Genomic DNA, 17,870 nt, shown 5'->3' with positions numbered 1-17,870 from the left:
TGAAGGGAAGAACCTCATGACTGCCATGCTTGAATCCTCAGCGGCGAAAGCACCGAGCACACCCACGTTCCTCGAACTGGAAATCACCCGGCGCTGCCAGCTGACCTGCGGGTCACACTGCTACGCCGAGGCCGGCCCCACCCAGGGGCACGGCACCTTGACCGCCGCTGAGTGGCGCCGCATCATCAGCGAGGCCGCCACCCTCGGCACGGAGCGGATCCAGCTGATCGGCGGTGAGCCCACGCTGCACCCCGCCTTCGCCGAGCTCGTCGACCACGCCCTCTCGGAAAGGCTCAAGGTCCTCGTCTACTCGAACCTTTACCGCGTCCGCGCCGAGCACTGGGCGCTCTTCGCGCGGCCCGGCGTCAGCCTCGCCACCTCCTACTACGCTGATACCGACGACGGCCACGACCAGGTCACCGGACGCAAGGGCTCCCACGCCGCCACCCTCGGGAACATCATTGAGGCACACCGCCGCGGTATCCACGTCCGCGTCGGGATCGTCGACGTCCTGGAAGGACAGCGCGTCGCCGAGGCGCGCGCGCAACTCCAGAAGCTCGGAATCACGGACATCCACACCGACCGTGTCCGTGCCGTCGGCAACGCCTCCAAGGGCACAGTCATACCGTCCACCTCCGCACTGTGCGGCCGATGCGCCAACGGCATGGCCGCGATCCTGTCCGACGGGACCGTCACCCCGTGCGTCCTGGGCCGATTCCTGCCCGGCGGCAGTGTGCGGGCCAATACGCTGCGAGACGTGTTCGCCTCCCAGTCCTGGCGCCAGGTTGCCGCGAGCATCCCTGCCAGTCGCCACGACCCGTGCGGCCCCGACTGCGGCCCCAACGACGACTCGTGCAAAGGCGGCGGCACCTGCGACCCCTCCTCCGGCATCACCCCGACCACCGCGCGCTGAACAGGGAGAACCTCGATGGACTGGGAATCAGCGGCACGACAGCTCGCAGCCAGCACCGCCATCCGGCCGGAGTCCCGCTGGTACGAACCCCTGGCCACCACGCCGCGTCACCCATTCGTTCCCCACTGGTGGACTAGGGAGAGTGGAAGCGACGGCCGGCCCGTATGGTCCCTACGCGACGGTGCCGCTGACCCTGAGCAGTGGTTGCGGGAGGCCTACAGCGACAGCACGCTCGTTACCCGCGTGGGCCGCCATCACGCCGACCATGCAGGCCCGGGCCAGGCCCTCGTCCGCCGAGCCGACCAGTACCCCACTTCCTCCTCCACGCTGCCCTCGCTGGTCCTGCTGATGTACCGGTCCGCGTGCATCGCCGACGCCTCCCGCGTGCTGGTGACCACCGGAAGCGGCTACGGCACCGCTCTGGCCTGCGCCCGGCTCGGCGCCGACCACATCACCAGCGTGGACATCGACCCCTACCTGGTCTCGGCGGCACGACAGCGGCTCGCCGACACCGGCCACCACCCTCGACTGGAGGTCTGCGATCTGACGAAGACCCTTCCCGACGGCAGCTACGACCGGATCGTCTCCACCGTGTCGATGCCCACCGTGCCCGTCTCGTGGCTGGAGGCACTCGCCCCTGGCGGACGGCTGGTGACCACCCTCGCCCGGACCGGGTTGATCATTGTCGCAGACAAGACCGGCGACGGCGGGGCGACCGGATACGTCGCGCCGGAGCCGGCCGGCTTCATGAGTACGCGGCACGGCGAGGACTACGACGACATCCTCACGGACGACGCGCCACTGTGGCAGACCGCCCAGCACGCCGACGGCGAGACCGTCAGCACCAGCCGCTACCCGTTGATGTACGTGCCGGACACGTGGGACGTGCGCTCCACCCTCGAAGTCCTCGTACCCGGCATCGGCCACCGCCAGCACACTGCGGACGACGGCACCCGCACCGTGTACATGCTGCACGAAGACGGCTCGTGGGCCCGTGCCACAGCGGCGCAGCGCCGGGACTCCCCGACCGTGCACCAGGGCGGGCCGAGGCGGCTGTGGGACGGGCTTGATCGCATCCGCACGTGGCTCGTCGTGGACGGTGACCTCCCCATCCGGGGCGCCGCGGTGACCATCACCCCCGAAGGGGCCGCCACCCTCTCGCGAAGGGGCTGGTCGGCCGCCATCTCCTGAGCAGCGCCCGGGTCGCAGTCGTGCCGGACACGGTGGTGACCCTGGTAGGACCGACAGGGACCTGCCCCTCCTTCGCGAAGGGATCACATGCTTAGGCGATGGCGATCGAGCTGGGCGGCGGCTCCCGCCGGTTGGCGAGCACGCGGGTGGCCGCGGCGAGCGAGGAGGAGGGCGTCGCGGGTCTGGGGTTCGTCGCCGCGCGGCGTACGCCGGGCCAGAGAGTCCGCGACCGCGAAGGTAGCCGCGGCTGGCACCCGTCGGTAGCGGGCAACAGCGAGTACACCGGCCGCCTCCAGATCGGCGACGACGACTCCCTCAGCCGCGTACTGCTGTACTTCGGTGGCGCTTTCCCGGTACAGCGCATCGGTGGTCCACACGCACCCTTGGCGGACCGCGATGCCGGGTGTGGCGGCCTCGTCCCGCAGGTGTGCGGTCAGCTTGTCGAACACAGCCCGCAGCTTCGGCTCACTGTTGGGCAGCGGCTTGTCGAAGACCTTCTTCCCGGCCGGGGTGAGCCCGTGCCCGTGGTGGGCTGACTTGCCGACGTCCAGGCCGAGGAACACGCCCACGTCTTGGATCCGGCAGGTCTGCATAACGTGGATGCGCAAGCACGACACCCGAGCCGAGGCCGGCACCGTTAACGTCCCTGGGAAGGCGCGATGTTCGAGCCCGCGAACTGTCCGGCATTGCGCCGGACCGGACGGTGGCCGGACCTCTGATCAGCGTCGGCCTGATCGGCCAGGGAGGACTGGTAGAGCAGGACGACGCCGGCGGTGTGGCTGAGGTCAGCGTCATGGTGGCGGGTGCGGATGTAGGCGGCGTGTTCGGCGGGTCGGTGAGTGCGGGGAGCAGGTACTTGTCGGCGGGCAGAGGGACGCCGGTGACCGGGTGCGTCACGGGGCGGCGGTCCGCTGCTCGATCGCGGCCCCTTCTCCCGGGCGGAACAACGAGCCAACGACGTCCACGATGTGCTGAGAACAGAACGTCAAAGATGTCTTGAGCCCTCACACATCAGCGTGGCAGGCGTCAGTGGTTGCGGCCGGTCTCGGCGTCGAGTGGGGCGACGTACAGCGGGCCGCCTTGTCCTCCCGGGCGGTGGATCACGCCGTCTCGGATCAGGTGGTCGACGACCTGCTTGTGCGTCCTCTTGTCGCACCGGTAGGTCGCGGTGAAGGCCGTGCGCGGGGGGAGCTGATCGCCCGGATTCAGGCGGCCCAACTCGATATGCAGCATCACATCAGCGAGCACGTCATCGGCGCTTCGGAGACTTGCGCGGTGAATGTGTCCGTTCCGAAGCCGTAGCACTTCCTCGGGACGGTAGCGGGAGAGCTCCTCTGGGGAGAGGCCGAAGCGTGCGCCGACGTCCGCTCGATGCTCCGGATCGAGGACGGCCATGGTCTCCTGCACGATGGCGGCGGTGATGTCCGCGCGCGCTTCCTGGTAGGCCCGTGACAGCGCTGCCAACCGGTCCACCTCTTTGCGGGTGTACCGCTTCGACTCGTTGGTCATGAACGGTCCGTGTCTCTCGGGTCAGACACCCCATGTCGTTTGGTGTCAAGCGGCATGGGGGTGGGCGTGGTGGGACCAGGCGGTTGCTTCGTCGTAGTGGGTGCGGGTTTTGAGGCAGCCGTGGAGGATGCCGACGAGGCGGTTGCCGACCTGGCGGAGGGCGGGGTTGTAGCCGACTTCGCGGGCGCGTTGCTTGTCGTAGTACTTGCGGACTCCGGGTGAGGCACGCAGGGCGGAGAACGCCTGGGTCTGGAGGGCGTCGGCGAGGCGGTTGTTGCGGACGTAGCGGGCCTGGACGTGGTGGCTTTTGCCGGAGGCCCGGGTGATCGGGCTGGTGCCGGCGTAGTTCTTGCGGGCTTTCGCGCTGTCGTAGCGGGTGGGGTCGTCTCCGAACTCGGCGAGCACCCGGGCGCCGGTGATCTCTGCGATGCCGGGCATCGAGAGGTAGATCTCAGCGTCCGGGTGCGCCAGAAAATGCGCCTTCACCTGCGCTTCCATCGCGGCGATCTGCTCGTTCAGCGCGATCAGCAGCCGTGCGTGGGCCTCGGTGGTGGCCGCGTAGGCGGCGGTGACCGGCTCGGGCAGGCCGAGCTGCGGTTCACGCAGAGCGGTGCGGATGCCGGCCGCCTTCGCGTCGCGGTTGTGCCGGCGGTGGCGGGCCAGAACGGCGGCGATCTGGGTACGGGTCAGTTTCGCCGCCACTGCCGGAGTGGGCGCCTTGATCAACAGTTCCAGCGCGTCAGTGCTGGTCAGCGTCAGATCCGCGTAGGCGTTCAGGGCGGCGGGGAAGTACTCACGCAGCGCGGTGCGCAACCTGTGGAAGGTGCGGGTGCGTTCCCAGATCAGGGTCTGGTGGGCGCGGGCGACGACCTTGACGGCCTGGGCCGCCTCGCTGTCCCCGGCCACCGGCCGCAGCTGGGCCCGGTCGATGCGGACCATATCGGCCAGCGCATGGGCGTCGCCCTTGTCGCTCTTGGCCCCGGAGGAGGCGTACCGCTCCTTGAAACGGACGACCTGGCGCGGGTTGATCGCATAGACCTGGTAGCCGGAGGCGATCAGGGCCTGCACCCACGAACCGCGGTCGGTTTCGATCCCGATCACCACCTCTTCCGGTTCCAGATCCTGGCCGCCGTGGCGGGCGATGAGTTCGTGCAGTCTGGCGATGCCGGCCACCCCCTCGGGCAGGTTCGCGGCGGCCAGCCTTCGGCCGGTCTCGTCCTGAAGTTCGACATCGTGGTGATCCTCGGCCCAGTCGTCACCGATCAGCAGCAACAGACCCTCCCCAGTCACGTACTTGACAAGACGGTGCAGCCTGCGGAAGGCACGGCGCGCGGCCTAATGGATCTAGTGCTCACGCCCTGACGGGCGGGCACGCCACCCCATCAGCGGTCTGGCCTCCCGGCCGACCATCAGGGGCACGGTCTGACCCCAGAGCTCGAACGGCTCCGGCGGCGATAGTGCTCACCTGCTGGCGGCTACGGAACCGAGCATTCCCCGGTTCCGTAGCTCCCATTAGGCGGCGGGCAGACGGGCTCACCCAGTATCCCGCTTTCGGAGTAGGCATCGGTTCACGAGAGTGGCCCCGCCACGAGGGGCGCGGCCAGGGGCTCGGGAGGCGTCTCCCAGTGTGGCAGGCGACAACGCTCAGGCGGCGGCCCACGACTGCGGGGCCGGGAGCGGAGCTTGACTAGTGAAGAGGCAGTATTCCAACCCTTCGCTATTGCTCTCAGTTAACCCGGTGCCGCGGCTGGGTCAGTTAGAGCAAGGCCCGCCGAGGGCGCCGACGCTAGCCATTCGGCTCGTCGCGTGCTTCGCCGCCGAGTCGCTGCCGCTCCGACGGAAGCGCATCCTGAGAACAGCTCTGAGAAGGGATGGCGTCATGGGAACCTGCGGCTTTCTCGCGATGCAAATCGATCTGTTCATGCTTAAAGCCCGAGTCTTCCCCGAATGGGAGCGCTTGGATGCGCGTACCAAGGCAAACGCGAGCTGTCTCAACGGTCGGCTCCTGGTCCACTACCTCGTGCCTGGGACCCTGCATGACTTCCGCGAGGGTTTCGCTGGAGGAGACGGCGGGCTCTGGGCGACGCCTACCCCCTACAGTTCAGGTGACGCTGCGTGCTACCTACGGCTCCCGTGCCCGCAAGTAGCACGCACCCATGCCGTCCTGATCGACCCTACGCAAGTGCCAGAACTGAGAGGGCCGAGACGTGTGCAGCGAGGTGACGGGCTTGAATTCCTGTTGCCGCTGGGTGTGCCGGCTGACGCCATCCTCGACCAGACAGAGATGGAAGTCCGATGACCGGCCACCTGTTGCGCAAAGCTCTGGAGCACGGCATGAAGAACGTCCAAACCGCTACTTACGACTGAATGTATGACGGCGTCGCACGGCACGGCGCCATGGAATGGACGCTAAAATCTGATTTCGATGCCGCCGGACTCATTCGCATCGTCTCGGCGTTCGAAATCCCGCCGCCCGGGGATGACGGTCCTGCGCTGTTCGAGCTGCGAGGCTACGCCTGCGATAGAGAAGACCGCTGTTCAGAGGACGTCGCCTTCACAGGCAGCACGCCGGAGCCAGACATGCTCGACAAACTCGTAGATCAGCATTTCGCAGCCGTCGAGGCGCTGAACGCGGACGACCTTCGCCCCTTGCGGGCGCGGTAGTCGCCTTCGTAAAGCTGGCGTCGACGACCAGATCCGTTTGACTGGGGAAGAGGCTCGTCGTGGGGCTCGCCGTCGCGGCAGTGCCAGCCGGGGCCGGCGGAGTGTGTGGGGTGGGGGTGGTGGCCATCGTGTCCTCGGGCTCACCGATCCTACGAATGACCGACGCAGGCCCGCGCGAAAACGGTAGGACAACCTCAGGGCGTTGGCGTCCTCGCGTTCGTTCGACGGCGAGGCGTCGCAGCAGTTTCTTCTTGGACGCAGGAAGGTAAACCAGCAGCGGGCGTCCGTCGGCGGCCCGGACTGACTTCTTCCACTCGTCGCGGTCGGAACGACGCTGCCGTCCACATCGACCGCACGGCGCGCAGCGAATCAGACTCGGTGCGAAAATCGCAGCATCAACACTGCAACCTGTTATAATAGCAGGATGATTGAGTAGTCTGGGGATCAAGGCAGCACTCCGATGGTGCTGCCTATCCAGGCAAATGCCAGACCGACGCAAGGATCGCGGGACGAGGGACGGACTCGATCGGAGCTCGCCGCGCAGGGCGCGGACGCACGAGACATCTCAGCGATGAACGAGAGGGTCGCCGATACCGGCTCATCGACTCTGTAGATCCGGAAGCGGCTTCAGCGCAGACCGCCTGTGTCGTCGTGCTCTTCGCCGACTGGGAGTGGCCGACGGTTGTCCCCCGGATCCTCGCCGTAGATGACCGCGGAGACCGCGCTGTCGTAGGCATCGTTGAGGCCGTTGCCGCTTGTGCCGAGCATGTTCTCCCAGTCGATTCCCATGCCTACGAGCCTAGCCGTACTGCTCGAGGATCTCGGCGGTGCGGAGATTGAGCTCGTCGGCCCGGGTGAAGATCGCGGCTTCCGGTTCAGGGGTGATGCGCCCCTGAGTCCGCTGGGCCTTCCGGGTTCCGGTGAGGTCAGGCGCAGGTGCCAACCCTCCGCGCCTCAGGCGAGGGTGGGCATGTAGGTCTCGGGCGAGTCCCGCCATGGGGAGCTGCGGGTCGGCCTGGGCGGCGGCGAAGGCCCGGCAGGACGGCCAGTCGAGCTCGCCCCCGTCGTACGGCTCCGCGTGGGCGTCCTCGAGCAGGCGGTCGTCGCGCTCGCGCCTGGCGATGGAGAACCACGACGGGGCTGGCGTCCGGTTCCCCAGTCCACCCACCGGCCCGGTAGGTCGAGGTTGCTCTTCGGGGAGCCGGTCGCCTCGATGTACCCGCCGGTGAACACCACCTCCGCCACCCGCTCGCCGCCGCTCACGCGGATCTTGGCGACCCCGGTCATGTTGGGGCGGTCGTGATCGGCAGCGGGACGGCGACCTGTCCGACGCCGGGCCCGCGGCAGCAAGTTCGGCCAGAACCGACCGGTGGCGGAAGCCCGAGACGGGGAACGTCTACGACCGGGAGTTCAACCAGGCCGCCCGCAACAGCGTCATGCGCCTGGGTCTGCGACCTCTCCGGCTGGCTTGGGGCGGGCATCACGCATCCGGGCGTCGAGAGCGGCCTGGGTCTCAGGGTCGAGCTCGTAGTCGCCGGCGGTTTCAGGGTTGACGTCCCGCGCGTGAGAGCGGAAGGCATCTCGCTCGGCGGTGAGCTGCTGAATGGTCTGGGTGATCCGGTGGATCTTCTGGCGCAGCCTCTCCCACTCCTGCTCGGCGAGGGCGAGTTCGGCGAGCTGGTTCTGGATCTCGGCTTCGTTCTCGCGGGCGTAGTTGTCGCTCACCAGTGTGATCAGAGGGACCCCTAGAGCCTCGGCAGCAGTGACCGCCTCGTCAAGCCTGACCGCGCGGGTCTGCTGCTCGATGCGCGTGATGGCGGTGGAGTCAACGTTCGTGCCGAGCAGTGCGGCCATACGGCGCGCCAGTTCCGCCTGACTGATGCCGAGGCGTTCGCGTTCTTGACGAAGTCGGCGGGCAAAAAGGTCACCGGGCAGTGGGTTCATGACGGTTTGGCACTTCCTGGTCAGATCGCGATCGACGGAGGTATCTGAGGGTGGCCTGCCTCGAAATCGAGCAGGCCAGCGTCGCAGCAGTGCTGGAGCAGCACATTACACATCCCACCCTGCGGATTCCACAGGCGTCCGCCACAGCCCCGCAGCCGCGCGTCGCGATGCCGATTCGCCTCGTTTTCGAGTCTCTTTCGGCTCTTCACAGATAGCCCCTTCCGTGATTTCTACGATCCCTCATTCGAGTGGGGTAGATTGACCATTACAGATATGCACGAATACGAGTCGACAGGGTAGTCGGCGGCATGACACCGATCACTGAACCATCTGTCAGCGCCCGTCCCTCTGGGCGATCTGTGCTTGTGGCCTTGCGACTCGCTGTCATGCCGCCGAATGATTCGAAAGGTGAGAGGAAAGAACCATGACGAAGATCTACGAGGCAGCCGTCCTCACACAGGCCTCCCTGCCGGGCGCAGCCTGGGACCTGACCAGCTTCCTGCAGAACGCCAAGTCCCAGATCCAGCTCTGGGGCGGTCTTCTGCTCATGCTGCTCGGCGCTGTCGGCCTGGTCTGGGGCGGCGTACTCCTGATCAAGAAGCTGATGGCCAACCCGCAGTCCGCGGGCAACCAGCAGGGCTGGGCCACGATCGCGCTCCTCATTCTCGTCGGCGGAGCCCTGGGCACTGGCGGGTGGTCGCTGATCTCGACGATCGGCTCCGGCGGCCAGCAGACCATCACGGACCTCGGCGGCGGCACGGTGATCGCCCAGACCGCCGATCAGGTCAACGGGCTCCTGAGCGGCCCTTTCAAGTAAGTGGCCGTCACAGACCGTGCACACGACCGGGAAGAGAGACGTCGAGCGAACCGGGCCGGTTGAGGTGCAAGGCCTCCTCCGGACCGGTTCGCCATATCAGGGCCACAACACAGCGCAGGCACGAAAGAGAGCAGGGCATGGGGATCAAGGACAAGGCGCTGGCCTTCAGCAGAAAGTTCAGGCTCGATTCGCACCACGCGATCGAGCGCTTTGGGGTGTTCTTCGGCATCTTCGCGGTCACGGGCGCGATCGTGATCAGCACATCGGGGGTCTCGGCGTACCAGGCGGGGCATGACTCGCTGTCACAGACGGCGCTGTACACCAGCGACTTCAAGACGTCGAAGACGAATCTCGACGGCACCGTCGACGGGGTCTACATCAACAAGAGCGGCAACAAGGCGCTCGTGATGATGCACTTCGGCCCGACCGCTCAGATCTCGTACAACGCCACGGACTACAAGGCGTTCCTGCTCGGGTCGGACACCTCGCTGAACAGCGAGCCGGTCAGCACCAGCGGGATCATGGGCTCCTTCTACGCCTTCGGTTCGACCGGCTACGTCGGGGTCCTCCTGAACGCCGACCGGGCCTTCGACCGCCAAGTGTTGAACCTGACGGTCCGCGCGAACGCCGAACTCACCACTCCCGGAGCGAAGCAGACGCAGAGCAGCGGCAAGCTGGCCGGCGACGAGACCTTCTCCAAGTACGACCAGTGGCGGGTCTTCTTCAACCCCGGCGCGTCCGGGGTCCAAAAGATCGCGGCGCTCGATGCTCTGGCCTTCGATCCAGCGCAGGCCTATTACGAGGTCGCGCTCAAGGAGAAGGAGACCGAGGCCAGGGATGCCCTGGACCAGAAGCTCGTCGAGATGCGCACGAATCTGACGCAGATTCAGTCGTATACGTCCGACCTGCAGACGACGAAGATCGACGGTCTGTTCCTGCGTCCGCCGACCGTCCCGGTCTCGATCGCCACCGACAGGATCACGGGTGTCTCCGCAGCCGAGGCCAAGGGCGGCGTCTCGACGCTGGCGCTGCAGACCAAGCACGTCGTCCCGGGCGGCTTCGACCTCAACTGGCGTGCAGACAACGTCTACGACGGCTACCTCGACGCCCTGGTGCCGGCCGGACAGAGCTACGCCCAGTTCTTCACCAAGAAGCGTGACGGGGGCTCGGATCCGACGAGCCAGCAGATCTCGGACATGCAGTGGACTCTCTCGGACGGCACCAGCCTCACCAGGGATTACCAGTCGTCTGACGTGACGATGCGCCCGCTCATGAACGTCATGAACAACCTTTCACAGGCCTATCAGAACTACTCCAGGAACAAGTCTCTGTACGAGTCGGACCTCTCGCTCGACCTGCTCCGACTGGACGTGAGCCTGCGGGACGTGCAGTCCAATAGCACCATTCGCGACGACAAGGGCTTCCTCACCACGCTCCATTGAGTGCGGTGAGGAAGTGACGCATCCCGTTACCTGGCATTGAGCCGGAAAGGAAAACGACATGGCCACCGACAAGCCGAATTGGAGTCCCAAGAAGGGGACAACGAAGGACCAGCCGAGCACGTCGGTGAGTCAGGGGATACCCCGGGAGGGGCGCGGGACCAAGAGCCTCGGCACTGAGGAGGGCACCGAGAAGCCTCCCGAGGGCAAGGCCAGCGTGCCCAAGCAGTTCCCGGGGCCGGGTTCTTCTGGCGCAGCGAACACTGCGCCGAAGATGCCGGACGCGGCGAACATCGCAGAGACCGCAGGCAAGGCGGCTGGTGCCGCGAGTGCTGGGTCGAAGATCAAGCAGGGCATGAACGGCGTCGCCGGAAGCATGGCCGGAGTCGCGGCCCAGAAGGCGATCGAAGGAGACGGCAGCAGCGCGACCCGGCGTCACGCCGGGCGTTACGCGGGAGCTGCCGTCTCTGGTGCTGTGGCCGGCGCACAGGCTGGCGGGCTTCCGGGAGCTGCCGTTGGCGCAGCGAAGAACATCGGCGTCGAGGGGGCCCAGGACGCGGTCAAGGGCGTATCCAAGGTCACCGGCGGCGGCCCGGACGCCAAGCCGGCCGACCAGCGCGAGCTGGGTGTCGGCGGCACGGGCTACGAGCGCGGTGCGTCGAAGGGCGACGAGGGCCTGGGCTCGAAGGCGGCTAAGGGCGTCGGCGGTGGCGCGGCCGCTGCTCCGCCGGCCATGGGTGTGGTTATGGCCATGGCTTTCCTGAACTGGCTCAAGTCTATGTTCTTCGGCGCCATGGCGATGGCCGTCAACGCCGGGAAGCTGCTGTGGACGATCATCGTCAACATCGCTAAGGCGGTTGGTCATGCGATCGCTGCGCCGTTCATGGCGATCGGCAGCTTCATAGCCAACATGGGCGGCGCGGTCCTGGGCGTCACTGTCACGGCGACGATGGCCCCTGTAGCGGCAGCGATGTCGGGCGCCGTCGCGATGACCACCACCGCGGCCCTGCTGGGAACGGTCTTCACTGGCGTCCTCAACTCGACGGCGCTGACCGAAGGCAGCATCAACGCGAACGGGACGGCGTGCGTCGTCAACGCGGGTAGCGTCGGCAACGGTTCCGGGGCCACCGTCCCGGCGGACATGGAGAAGAACGCCAAGGAGATCTACTCGGTACTCAGCAGCTGGGGGATGCCGAAGGAGAACATCGCGGGCATCCTCGGCAACTGGTCACAGGAGTCCGGGATCGACCCGACGAGCGTGCAGAACTTCCCGACAGGGACGTATGCCGTGACCGCCGTGAAGGCCAGCGCCGCACAGAACACGGACAACGGCATCGGTCTCGGGCAGTGGACGTTCGGCCGCAACGCGTTGCTGCGCCAGTACGCGAAGAGCAAGGGCGTCGACTGGTTCACGATCAAAGCCCAGTTGGCTTTCATGGTCGATGGTGACAACGCGGGCGATGTCACGGTCTTCAAGGACATGCTCAAGAAGTCGCAGGGCTCGCCGCGTGCTGCGGCGCTGCACTTCCACGAGAACTGGGAGCGCTCGGCTGACGGCGCGGCCGGGCTCACCGCACGAGGCGACAAGGCCGAGATGTGGTTCGGCAAGATGAGCGGCTGGTCGGTCGACAGCTCGAACGTGGGCGGCGTTGAGAACATCGTCGGCGGGATCATCGAGAACATCGTGAACGGGATAAACACGATCCTGGGAAACTGCACCTCCAAGGGCGGCAGTTCCGTCTCGCTGAAGGACGGCGGGATGACACAGGAGGAGACCCAGGCCTTCGTTGACCTCTTCAACAAGAAGGGCGGGAAGTTCCTGGATGACCGGTACGGTCCGGACGGCGGCCCGGGTTCCTGCAACGGCAACCACGCGATGAACTGCGTGTCGTTCTCGACCTACTTCGTGAACAAGTACACGACGTTCCAGACCTACCCAGCCGGTGACGGCAAGGAGACGGCGTACACGATTGCGAGGGAGACCGGCAAGCAGATGTCCTCGACCCCGACGGCGTACTCGGTGGGCTCCGGCCCGAGCTCCGCCCCCGCCGGCCACACTCTCGTGGTGCTCGGCGTCCAGGGCGACAAGGTCATCCTCGGCGAGGCCGGCTACTGCGCTTTCATGGGTCGGGTTCGCGTCGACAGTGCGGCGCGGATGGCGGCCGAGGGCTGGAAGTTCGTGGACTTGTCGGATGCGATGCTCCCCTCCGACAAGATCAAGACGGTCTGATGCGCTGCATCTGACCTGGGAGTGAGAAGCCGGTGCCGGGTGACCTGGGCACCGGCTTCTCCATGTCCGGTCGGGGGCCTGCACGCCGTCTTCGCTTTTCGGCACTCTTATTGAATGGATTCGCACTCGGCCACGAATGTTTTTCTGTATAGACTTTAGTCGTTTATGAGAGCAGCGTGGAGTGAGGAGTGTATTCGGTGACGACAGTCCATGACGAGTCCGAGAGCACGGGCCCCGAGCAGGAGAGCGGGTCGATGCCCGAGGAGAAGCCCGCGGCACCGAAGACGCACAAGAAGGTCACCGGAGCTGAGCTCGAAGAGCGCTTCGCGGGCTGGACGATGCGCCAACGCGAACGGATCCAGGCACGCAGCCCGGAGGACAACGCGCGTCTGATCCGACGCAGCGTGACCGCATTGATGGGGACCGGGATCCTCACCCTGGTCGTCGCCACGGGCGTGGTCGGCGAGAGCTTCAAGGCGAGCACGGCGGACAACGAGGCCCAGATCATCCAGCTTAAGGGGCATCTGGATGATGCCCAGTCCACTCCCGCGAAGGCGGACGCCGGCGCGCGGCTGTCCAAGCTCACCGAGGCGGCAGCCGCCGACGCGAAGAAGGTCGCGTCCGGGGAGCAGACCTTCGCCACGTTGTACCACCAGGCCAGCGTCCAGCCCAGCCCGAACAACGGGGCTCCGAACCAGGCCACGCTGGAGATCATCAAGCACCGGCGGGACATGGCCCCGCTGTTCAGCAAGGGCTCCTTCGTGGTCAGTGACAAGGAGGCGTACAGCACCTCGTCGCTGACGCCGTTCGATGCGACCACCGAGATCGATCCGCGCCACGCCTGGTACATCCGCTACGACGGCCAGAACGCAGCTGCCCCGAGCACGTACGCATGGAAGGTCGAGACGGTGATGCCCGATCTGAGCGCGAAGGACGGCTCGGGCGCGACAAACCAGGCAAAGGTCGTCTGGCTGTGTCGGGACACGAAGAGCGGCGAGGTGCTCGCCTGGGCGAGCGCGCGCTACGTACGCAACGGGACGACGGGGGACTTCGACCACTTGGCGCTCGTGGTGACCGCCACTGGGGCTCAGTACGAGAACCACGCGATCAAGATGCCGGCCGGGTCCGGAGTCCCTGAACTCAGCGACACGGGCACACGGAAGAAGGACGGGAAGCGATGACGGAGCAGACGGCAGCACCCACGCGGCGGGGATCCTTCCGGCGTAACCTCTCGGTCCTGGTGACGGCAGCGGTCCTCGCGGTCGTCGCGACGGTTGCCAGTGTGACCTGGAGCAGCCAGCACGCGGCCCTGGCTGAGCAGGAAGCCCAGATCAACGACGTCGAGGGACAGCTGGCAGGCATCCAGAAGAAGAACGCCGAGCAGGTGAACGCGGACGTTATGGCGGTCCTGGGTGTCAGCCAGAACCGGCTGAGCACCGACGGTGAGCGCATCACGTCGCTGCTCTCGATGGCCTTCACATGGGACTCGGGACAGGGTTACGAAGCGGCGCGCGCGAGCCTGAAGAGCCGGTTCGGTCTCACCGAGAACGAGACGTTCCTGAAGTCGTTCATGCCTCCGTCGAGGTTCAACGAGGACTCCCAAGGGCGGCGTTACTACTACATCGACACGGTCGGCCTGAACTCGGCCCTCGGTACGGATCCGGACGTCGAGGTCGTCGACGTCAAGGCGGGCGTCTACACCTACGCCGTCCTGGCCGACGTCGAGGTCACCTCCGACGCGGCGTCCCAGAACAAGGCGAGCAAAGCCAGTGTCACGGCGCACCGGCGCGCGCTGCTCTTCCTCACGGTCGACGCCCAGGGCAAGGTCTCGAATCTCTCCGGCACCCCAGCGAGTGGTGAGACTCGCTATTCCAAATGACACAGACTCCCTTTCGACTCGCCTTGTTGATAGAGTTGTCCTGATATTTGAGTGGGACGGCGAGTTGGGGACTAATGGCATCGAAACAGACCGGTGCGTCGGGTGGGGGTGCGGTGCGCAGGACGCGCTTCGTCGCGACGTCCGTGTCCTCACAGGAGGGTGCGGACGCTCCTGAGCAGACGGAGCCCGCGGGCGGCCTGCGCAAGCGCACCCTCGTGGCCGGCGTGAGCATGGGTGTGGGCGCACTGCTGTGCTTCGTACTCTCCGCGGGGTTCTCCGGCGGTCAGGGCGCGGTGAGCGTTACAGCTGCGCCGGAGATCTCCTCTCTCCAGGAGCAGATCAGGATCACCGAGGCGAAGACGGCGGCGCTGCCGAAGGTCGACGACGCCGAGCGTGGTCTGACCGCGGCCCTGACTGCGGCTGGTCAGGTCGCGAAGCTGCAGAACGACTACCGCTACCTGACCCCCAGCGTTGCGGCAGATGGCGGCTCGCTCGACACGGCGATGTCTCAGTCGACGCTGCGCAACCTCATCCCCTACTTCGCCCCCTCGGTGCACCAGGCGGACCTGGGGCCGTGGTACCTGCTCGCCAGCGACAAGGACGGGGCAGCTGGCGTTGGGATCCCGATGAGCTTCAACTCCGGCTTTGAGTGGATCACCCAGGTGCCCTACCTGGTCAACAACGACAGCACCATCACGGTGACCTGGCTGGCGATGGAGACCAGGACAGGTGCGGGCGAGAAACCGGCGGTGCTGGCCTGGGCCCGCGCCGATTACGGCCTGGTCCACAAGGCGTTCGTGAACATCCAGACCGGCACGACGGCCACGGGCGAGGCCCTGAAGCAGGAGGTGAAGGCACCGTGAACGAGGAGATCAAGGACAAGCTGCGCCAGCACGCCGGGAAGATCCTGCTCGGCGGCACCGGGGCGCTACTCGCGCTCTCGGTGCTCACGCTCGGCTCCAGCCTGCTCAGCGACGGCCCGGCCGCGACGGACACAAAGGCTGATGCACTGGACCAGAAGCTCGAAGGCAACCTCGGCGACGCCCAGACCAAGCTGGCGACGCAACACGCGGCGCTGCTGGCCCAGCTGCCGGGCATGGACATCGAGCGGGTGAACCGTGACAGGGCGACGGGCCGGTCCCTTCTGCTCAGTCTCACCGACAGCTCGGCGTCAACCCGGGCCGTCAAGGAGCAGCAGGTGCTGCTCGACGCGCGCTACGGCTTCCTCGACCACGAGTCCCGGGCACTCACCGAGTTCGTGCCGGAGTGGATGACGGCGACCGGAGCCACAAAGGGCGCTGGGCCGACGTACACGCTTGCTGATCTGGACATTGATGTGAGTCAGGTGCAGGGCCTGAACTACTCCTACACGGGGATGGCCCGGCTCGATCCGGTCCGCGTTGGACCGGATCAGAACAGCACTGCCAAGAGCGAGTTCACGGTCTTCACCTACTCCACCTCTCAGGACGGCACGGTGACCTCGCTGGACGCCTATCGGGCCTCCAACAAGACCCGCGACGCCCTCGCTGCCGCCAGCGAGGAACAGCCCTCCCCCAAGCCGACCGGGTGAGCGGAGCGCCCACCCCTTCAGCACGCACCCCAGAAGACCCCGACGAGACGTAAGGACACGAACATGTCGACCCAGACCCTGGAGAAGACCGAGACGACCGCCCCGACGAGCACAGCCGCGACGGCGAAGAAGACCACGGCGAAGCCCGTGAAGGAGCAGAAGGACTCGAAGCTGCGCACCGGATGGCGGCGTCTGGCCCCGAAGAAGGAGGCCGGCAGGTTCTCCGTCGTGGTGTGGGCGGGGTTCTTCCGGGCCATCGTCCTTCTCGCCGACTACCTGCTGGCGTTCATCACGGCCATGGTCATCATCCCGCTGCTGGGCGCATGGCTGCACCAGCAGTCGGGCGCATCCCGGGGTGCGCTCAGTGTGGACGGAACCATCGCCATGTGGCTGATGCCGCTCCTCTTCCTGGTCGCACTGCTGGCCGCGGGCGAGATCGTCGTGATGCGCGGCATGTGGCGCTGGGCAACGCGGATGATCGCGAAGATCCGGGACGCCCGGGGCGAGGCCATCGGGGCCGACGTCACACCGAAGTCCACGACGAGGACCACCAACCAGAGCAAGACCAACCGCAAGAGGAGCAAGTGATGCGCACCGCAGGACTGACGATGAACGACGTATGGGCTCACCGTGTCCTGCGTGAACGGGGAGTGGAGACGTACCGGCTGGAGGGGGTGACCGCCGAGCTCGGCGTCATGGTCGAATCGCTCGACCTCAAGCACCGGGGCAAGGAGGAGAACTACCGCCCGTATCTGCACATGACGGGCGAGCTCCGCTCGGTCACCCCGGCCAAGGCACTGCCGTTCGGCATCTCCCAGGTGACCTACTCCCCCGGCCACGGCGAGAAGGTCGATGCTTTCTACGAGTTCGATGACCAGCAGCTGGTCGTGCTCGCCAGCAAGGGCTACTTCACGAGCGGCTTCGCAGTGCCCGAGCAGGTCACTGGGATCGAGTGGGAGATGCCGGCCACGGCGGACATGCTCGTGCTCGCTCCCTCGGGAGCACAGACCGAAGACACGCCCGTCGTCTTCACCCAGATCCACGGCATCGGGGGCTTGGAGATCGATCTCGAGTCCAGCGGCTACGACCTCGCCGGTTACTTCGCCGACCACTCCAAGGACGGCGTCCCGCGGACTGAGACTGTGGTCGATGCACGCGGGCTGAAGGCGCGCTCGGACGCGATCAACTCCCTGTTCACCGAGGACGAGCTGGGCCTGGACACCGAGGCCAAGCAGATCGTCGGAGCGCCCGTGCCCGAGGCAGCGCCGGTTGTCGACGGCATGAGCGCTCGCCTGCAGCAGGTCGAGGCGGAGATCGCCGCCGAACGGGAGCAGTACCAGACCGAGCGTGCGAGCACTGAGGGCACCACAGAGAACCTCTACCGGGAGCGCGTGGCTGCACCGCTACACAGGGCCGGAGAGCAGAAGGTGCCGTTCGCTCCCCCGGTCCCGGCCCGTGAGGCGCAGCGCGACCTGAACCTGGATCTCGACCTGAAGCTGGAGGAGCAGGAGCAGGAGCAGGAGACCCCTCGACGTGAGGTCAAGCCCGTCCCGAGCCTGGACCAGCGCAAGCGTCAGGTGGCCCAGCGTGCGGCCGATCTGGACTCCGGCGAGGACTTCGAGCAGGGCTTGGGTTCCTGAGGATAGATCAGGCATCACGAGCGCGGCCCCGGTTGCTGGCGGACAGCAGCCGGGGCCGTAGTGCATCGGTACCG

General features: G+C 66.6%; 18 protein-coding genes. 12 read left to right on the top strand and 6 right to left on the bottom strand.

The window, feature by feature from the left end; translation table 11 throughout:
• Window positions 1-16: 16 nt before the first annotated feature.
• Both ACLLJJ_RS34445 and ACLLJJ_RS34440 read left to right on the top strand, forming a co-directional pair.
• The gene (locus ACLLJJ_RS34445) at window positions 17-913 is read left to right on the top strand and encodes a radical SAM protein (protein WP_434598457.1); all 897 of its coding nucleotides are present in this window, start codon (window positions 17-19) and stop codon (window positions 911-913) included.
• Window positions 914-1,156: 243 nt separating this feature from the next.
• Window positions 1,157-2,104 (top strand): methyltransferase domain-containing protein, encoded by a 948-nt coding sequence (locus ACLLJJ_RS34440; protein ID WP_434598455.1) that lies wholly within the window; start codon window positions 1,157-1,159, stop codon window positions 2,102-2,104.
• A gap of 83 nt (window positions 2,105-2,187) precedes the next feature.
• On the opposite strand, the gene ACLLJJ_RS34435 is transcribed toward ACLLJJ_RS34440, so the two are convergent.
• From ACLLJJ_RS34435 to ACLLJJ_RS34425, 3 genes are all read right to left on the bottom strand, one after another.
• Complete coding sequence (locus ACLLJJ_RS34435) at window positions 2,188-2,697, bottom strand: IS110 family transposase (protein WP_434600594.1); 510 nt, start codon at window positions 2,695-2,697, stop codon at window positions 2,188-2,190.
• A gap of 433 nt (window positions 2,698-3,130) precedes the next feature.
• Window positions 3,131-3,613 carry a hypothetical protein gene (locus tag ACLLJJ_RS34430; protein ID WP_434598453.1) on the bottom strand — a complete coding sequence of 161 codons (483 nt, stop codon included), beginning with the start codon at window positions 3,611-3,613 and terminating at the stop codon, window positions 3,131-3,133.
• A gap of 45 nt (window positions 3,614-3,658) precedes the next feature.
• On the bottom strand, window positions 3,659-4,885 hold the full coding sequence (locus ACLLJJ_RS34425) for an IS110 family transposase (protein WP_434600586.1): 1,227 nt from the start codon (window positions 4,883-4,885) through the stop codon (window positions 3,659-3,661).
• A gap of 1,095 nt (window positions 4,886-5,980) precedes the next feature.
• On the opposite strand from ACLLJJ_RS34425, the gene ACLLJJ_RS34420 reads away from it, so the two are divergent.
• Window positions 5,981-6,277 (top strand): hypothetical protein, encoded by a 297-nt coding sequence (locus ACLLJJ_RS34420; RefSeq protein WP_434598451.1) that lies wholly within the window; start codon window positions 5,981-5,983, stop codon window positions 6,275-6,277.
• A gap of 627 nt (window positions 6,278-6,904) precedes the next feature.
• Here the strand turns inward: ACLLJJ_RS34420 and ACLLJJ_RS34415 are convergent.
• The 3 genes from ACLLJJ_RS34415 to ACLLJJ_RS34405 form a co-directional block, all read right to left on the bottom strand.
• A complete protein-coding gene (locus ACLLJJ_RS34415; RefSeq protein WP_434598449.1) occupies window positions 6,905-7,066 on the bottom strand; it encodes a hypothetical protein in 162 nt (53 codons plus the stop codon).
• 10 nt (window positions 7,067-7,076) lie between these two features.
• On the bottom strand, window positions 7,077-7,445 hold the full coding sequence (locus ACLLJJ_RS34410) for a hypothetical protein (RefSeq protein WP_434598447.1): 369 nt from the start codon (window positions 7,443-7,445) through the stop codon (window positions 7,077-7,079).
• 266 nt (window positions 7,446-7,711) lie between these two features.
• Window positions 7,712-8,221, bottom strand: a complete 510-nt coding sequence (locus ACLLJJ_RS34405; RefSeq protein ID WP_434598446.1) for a helix-turn-helix domain-containing protein — start codon at window positions 8,219-8,221, stop codon at window positions 7,712-7,714.
• A gap of 424 nt (window positions 8,222-8,645) precedes the next feature.
• Here ACLLJJ_RS34405 and ACLLJJ_RS34400 point away from each other — a divergent pair, with 424 nt between their 5' ends.
• The 9 genes from ACLLJJ_RS34400 to ACLLJJ_RS34360 all read left to right on the top strand — a co-directional run bounded on the left by ACLLJJ_RS34400 (window position 8,646) and on the right by ACLLJJ_RS34360 (window position 17,796).
• Window positions 8,646-9,038: a hypothetical protein gene (locus ACLLJJ_RS34400; RefSeq protein WP_434598443.1), complete on the top strand. Its 393-nt coding sequence runs from the start codon at window positions 8,646-8,648 to the stop codon at window positions 9,036-9,038.
• A gap of 137 nt (window positions 9,039-9,175) precedes the next feature.
• Window positions 9,176-10,480: a hypothetical protein gene (locus ACLLJJ_RS34395; RefSeq protein ID WP_434598440.1), complete on the top strand. Its 1,305-nt coding sequence runs from the start codon at window positions 9,176-9,178 to the stop codon at window positions 10,478-10,480.
• A gap of 58 nt (window positions 10,481-10,538) precedes the next feature.
• On the top strand, window positions 10,539-12,707 hold the full coding sequence (locus tag ACLLJJ_RS34390) for a phage tail tip lysozyme (RefSeq protein ID WP_434598438.1): 2,169 nt from the start codon (window positions 10,539-10,541) through the stop codon (window positions 12,705-12,707).
• Between the two features lie 197 nt (window positions 12,708-12,904).
• Window positions 12,905-13,888: a hypothetical protein gene (locus ACLLJJ_RS34385; RefSeq protein WP_434598436.1), complete on the top strand. Its 984-nt coding sequence runs from the start codon at window positions 12,905-12,907 to the stop codon at window positions 13,886-13,888.
• Complete coding sequence (locus ACLLJJ_RS34380) at window positions 13,885-14,586, top strand: hypothetical protein (protein WP_434598434.1); 702 nt, start codon at window positions 13,885-13,887, stop codon at window positions 14,584-14,586. The genes ACLLJJ_RS34385 and ACLLJJ_RS34380 overlap by 4 nt, the downstream gene beginning before the upstream one ends.
• Before the next feature lie 113 nt (window positions 14,587-14,699).
• Entirely contained in the window at window positions 14,700-15,449 is a 750-nt protein-coding gene (locus ACLLJJ_RS34375; protein WP_434598433.1) for a hypothetical protein, read from the top strand.
• The gene (locus tag ACLLJJ_RS34370; RefSeq protein ID WP_434598431.1) at window positions 15,446-16,156 is read left to right on the top strand and encodes a hypothetical protein; all 711 of its coding nucleotides are present in this window, start codon (window positions 15,446-15,448) and stop codon (window positions 16,154-16,156) included. The genes ACLLJJ_RS34375 and ACLLJJ_RS34370 overlap by 4 nt, the downstream gene beginning before the upstream one ends.
• 63 nt (window positions 16,157-16,219) lie before the next feature.
• The gene (locus ACLLJJ_RS34365) at window positions 16,220-16,744 is read left to right on the top strand and encodes a hypothetical protein (RefSeq protein WP_434598429.1); all 525 of its coding nucleotides are present in this window, start codon (window positions 16,220-16,222) and stop codon (window positions 16,742-16,744) included.
• The gene (locus ACLLJJ_RS34360) at window positions 16,744-17,796 is read left to right on the top strand and encodes a hypothetical protein (RefSeq protein ID WP_434598427.1); all 1,053 of its coding nucleotides are present in this window, start codon (window positions 16,744-16,746) and stop codon (window positions 17,794-17,796) included. The genes ACLLJJ_RS34365 and ACLLJJ_RS34360 overlap by 1 nt, the downstream gene beginning before the upstream one ends.
• The last annotated feature ends 74 nt before the right edge of the window (window positions 17,797-17,870 follow it).

Origin of the sequence: Streptomyces sp. A5-4 (assembly GCF_051131715.1) — a bacterium.
Taxonomy (GTDB): Bacteria; Actinomycetota; Actinomycetes; order Streptomycetales; family Streptomycetaceae; genus Streptomyces.
This window is presented reverse-complemented; position numbering and strand designations above follow the sequence as displayed.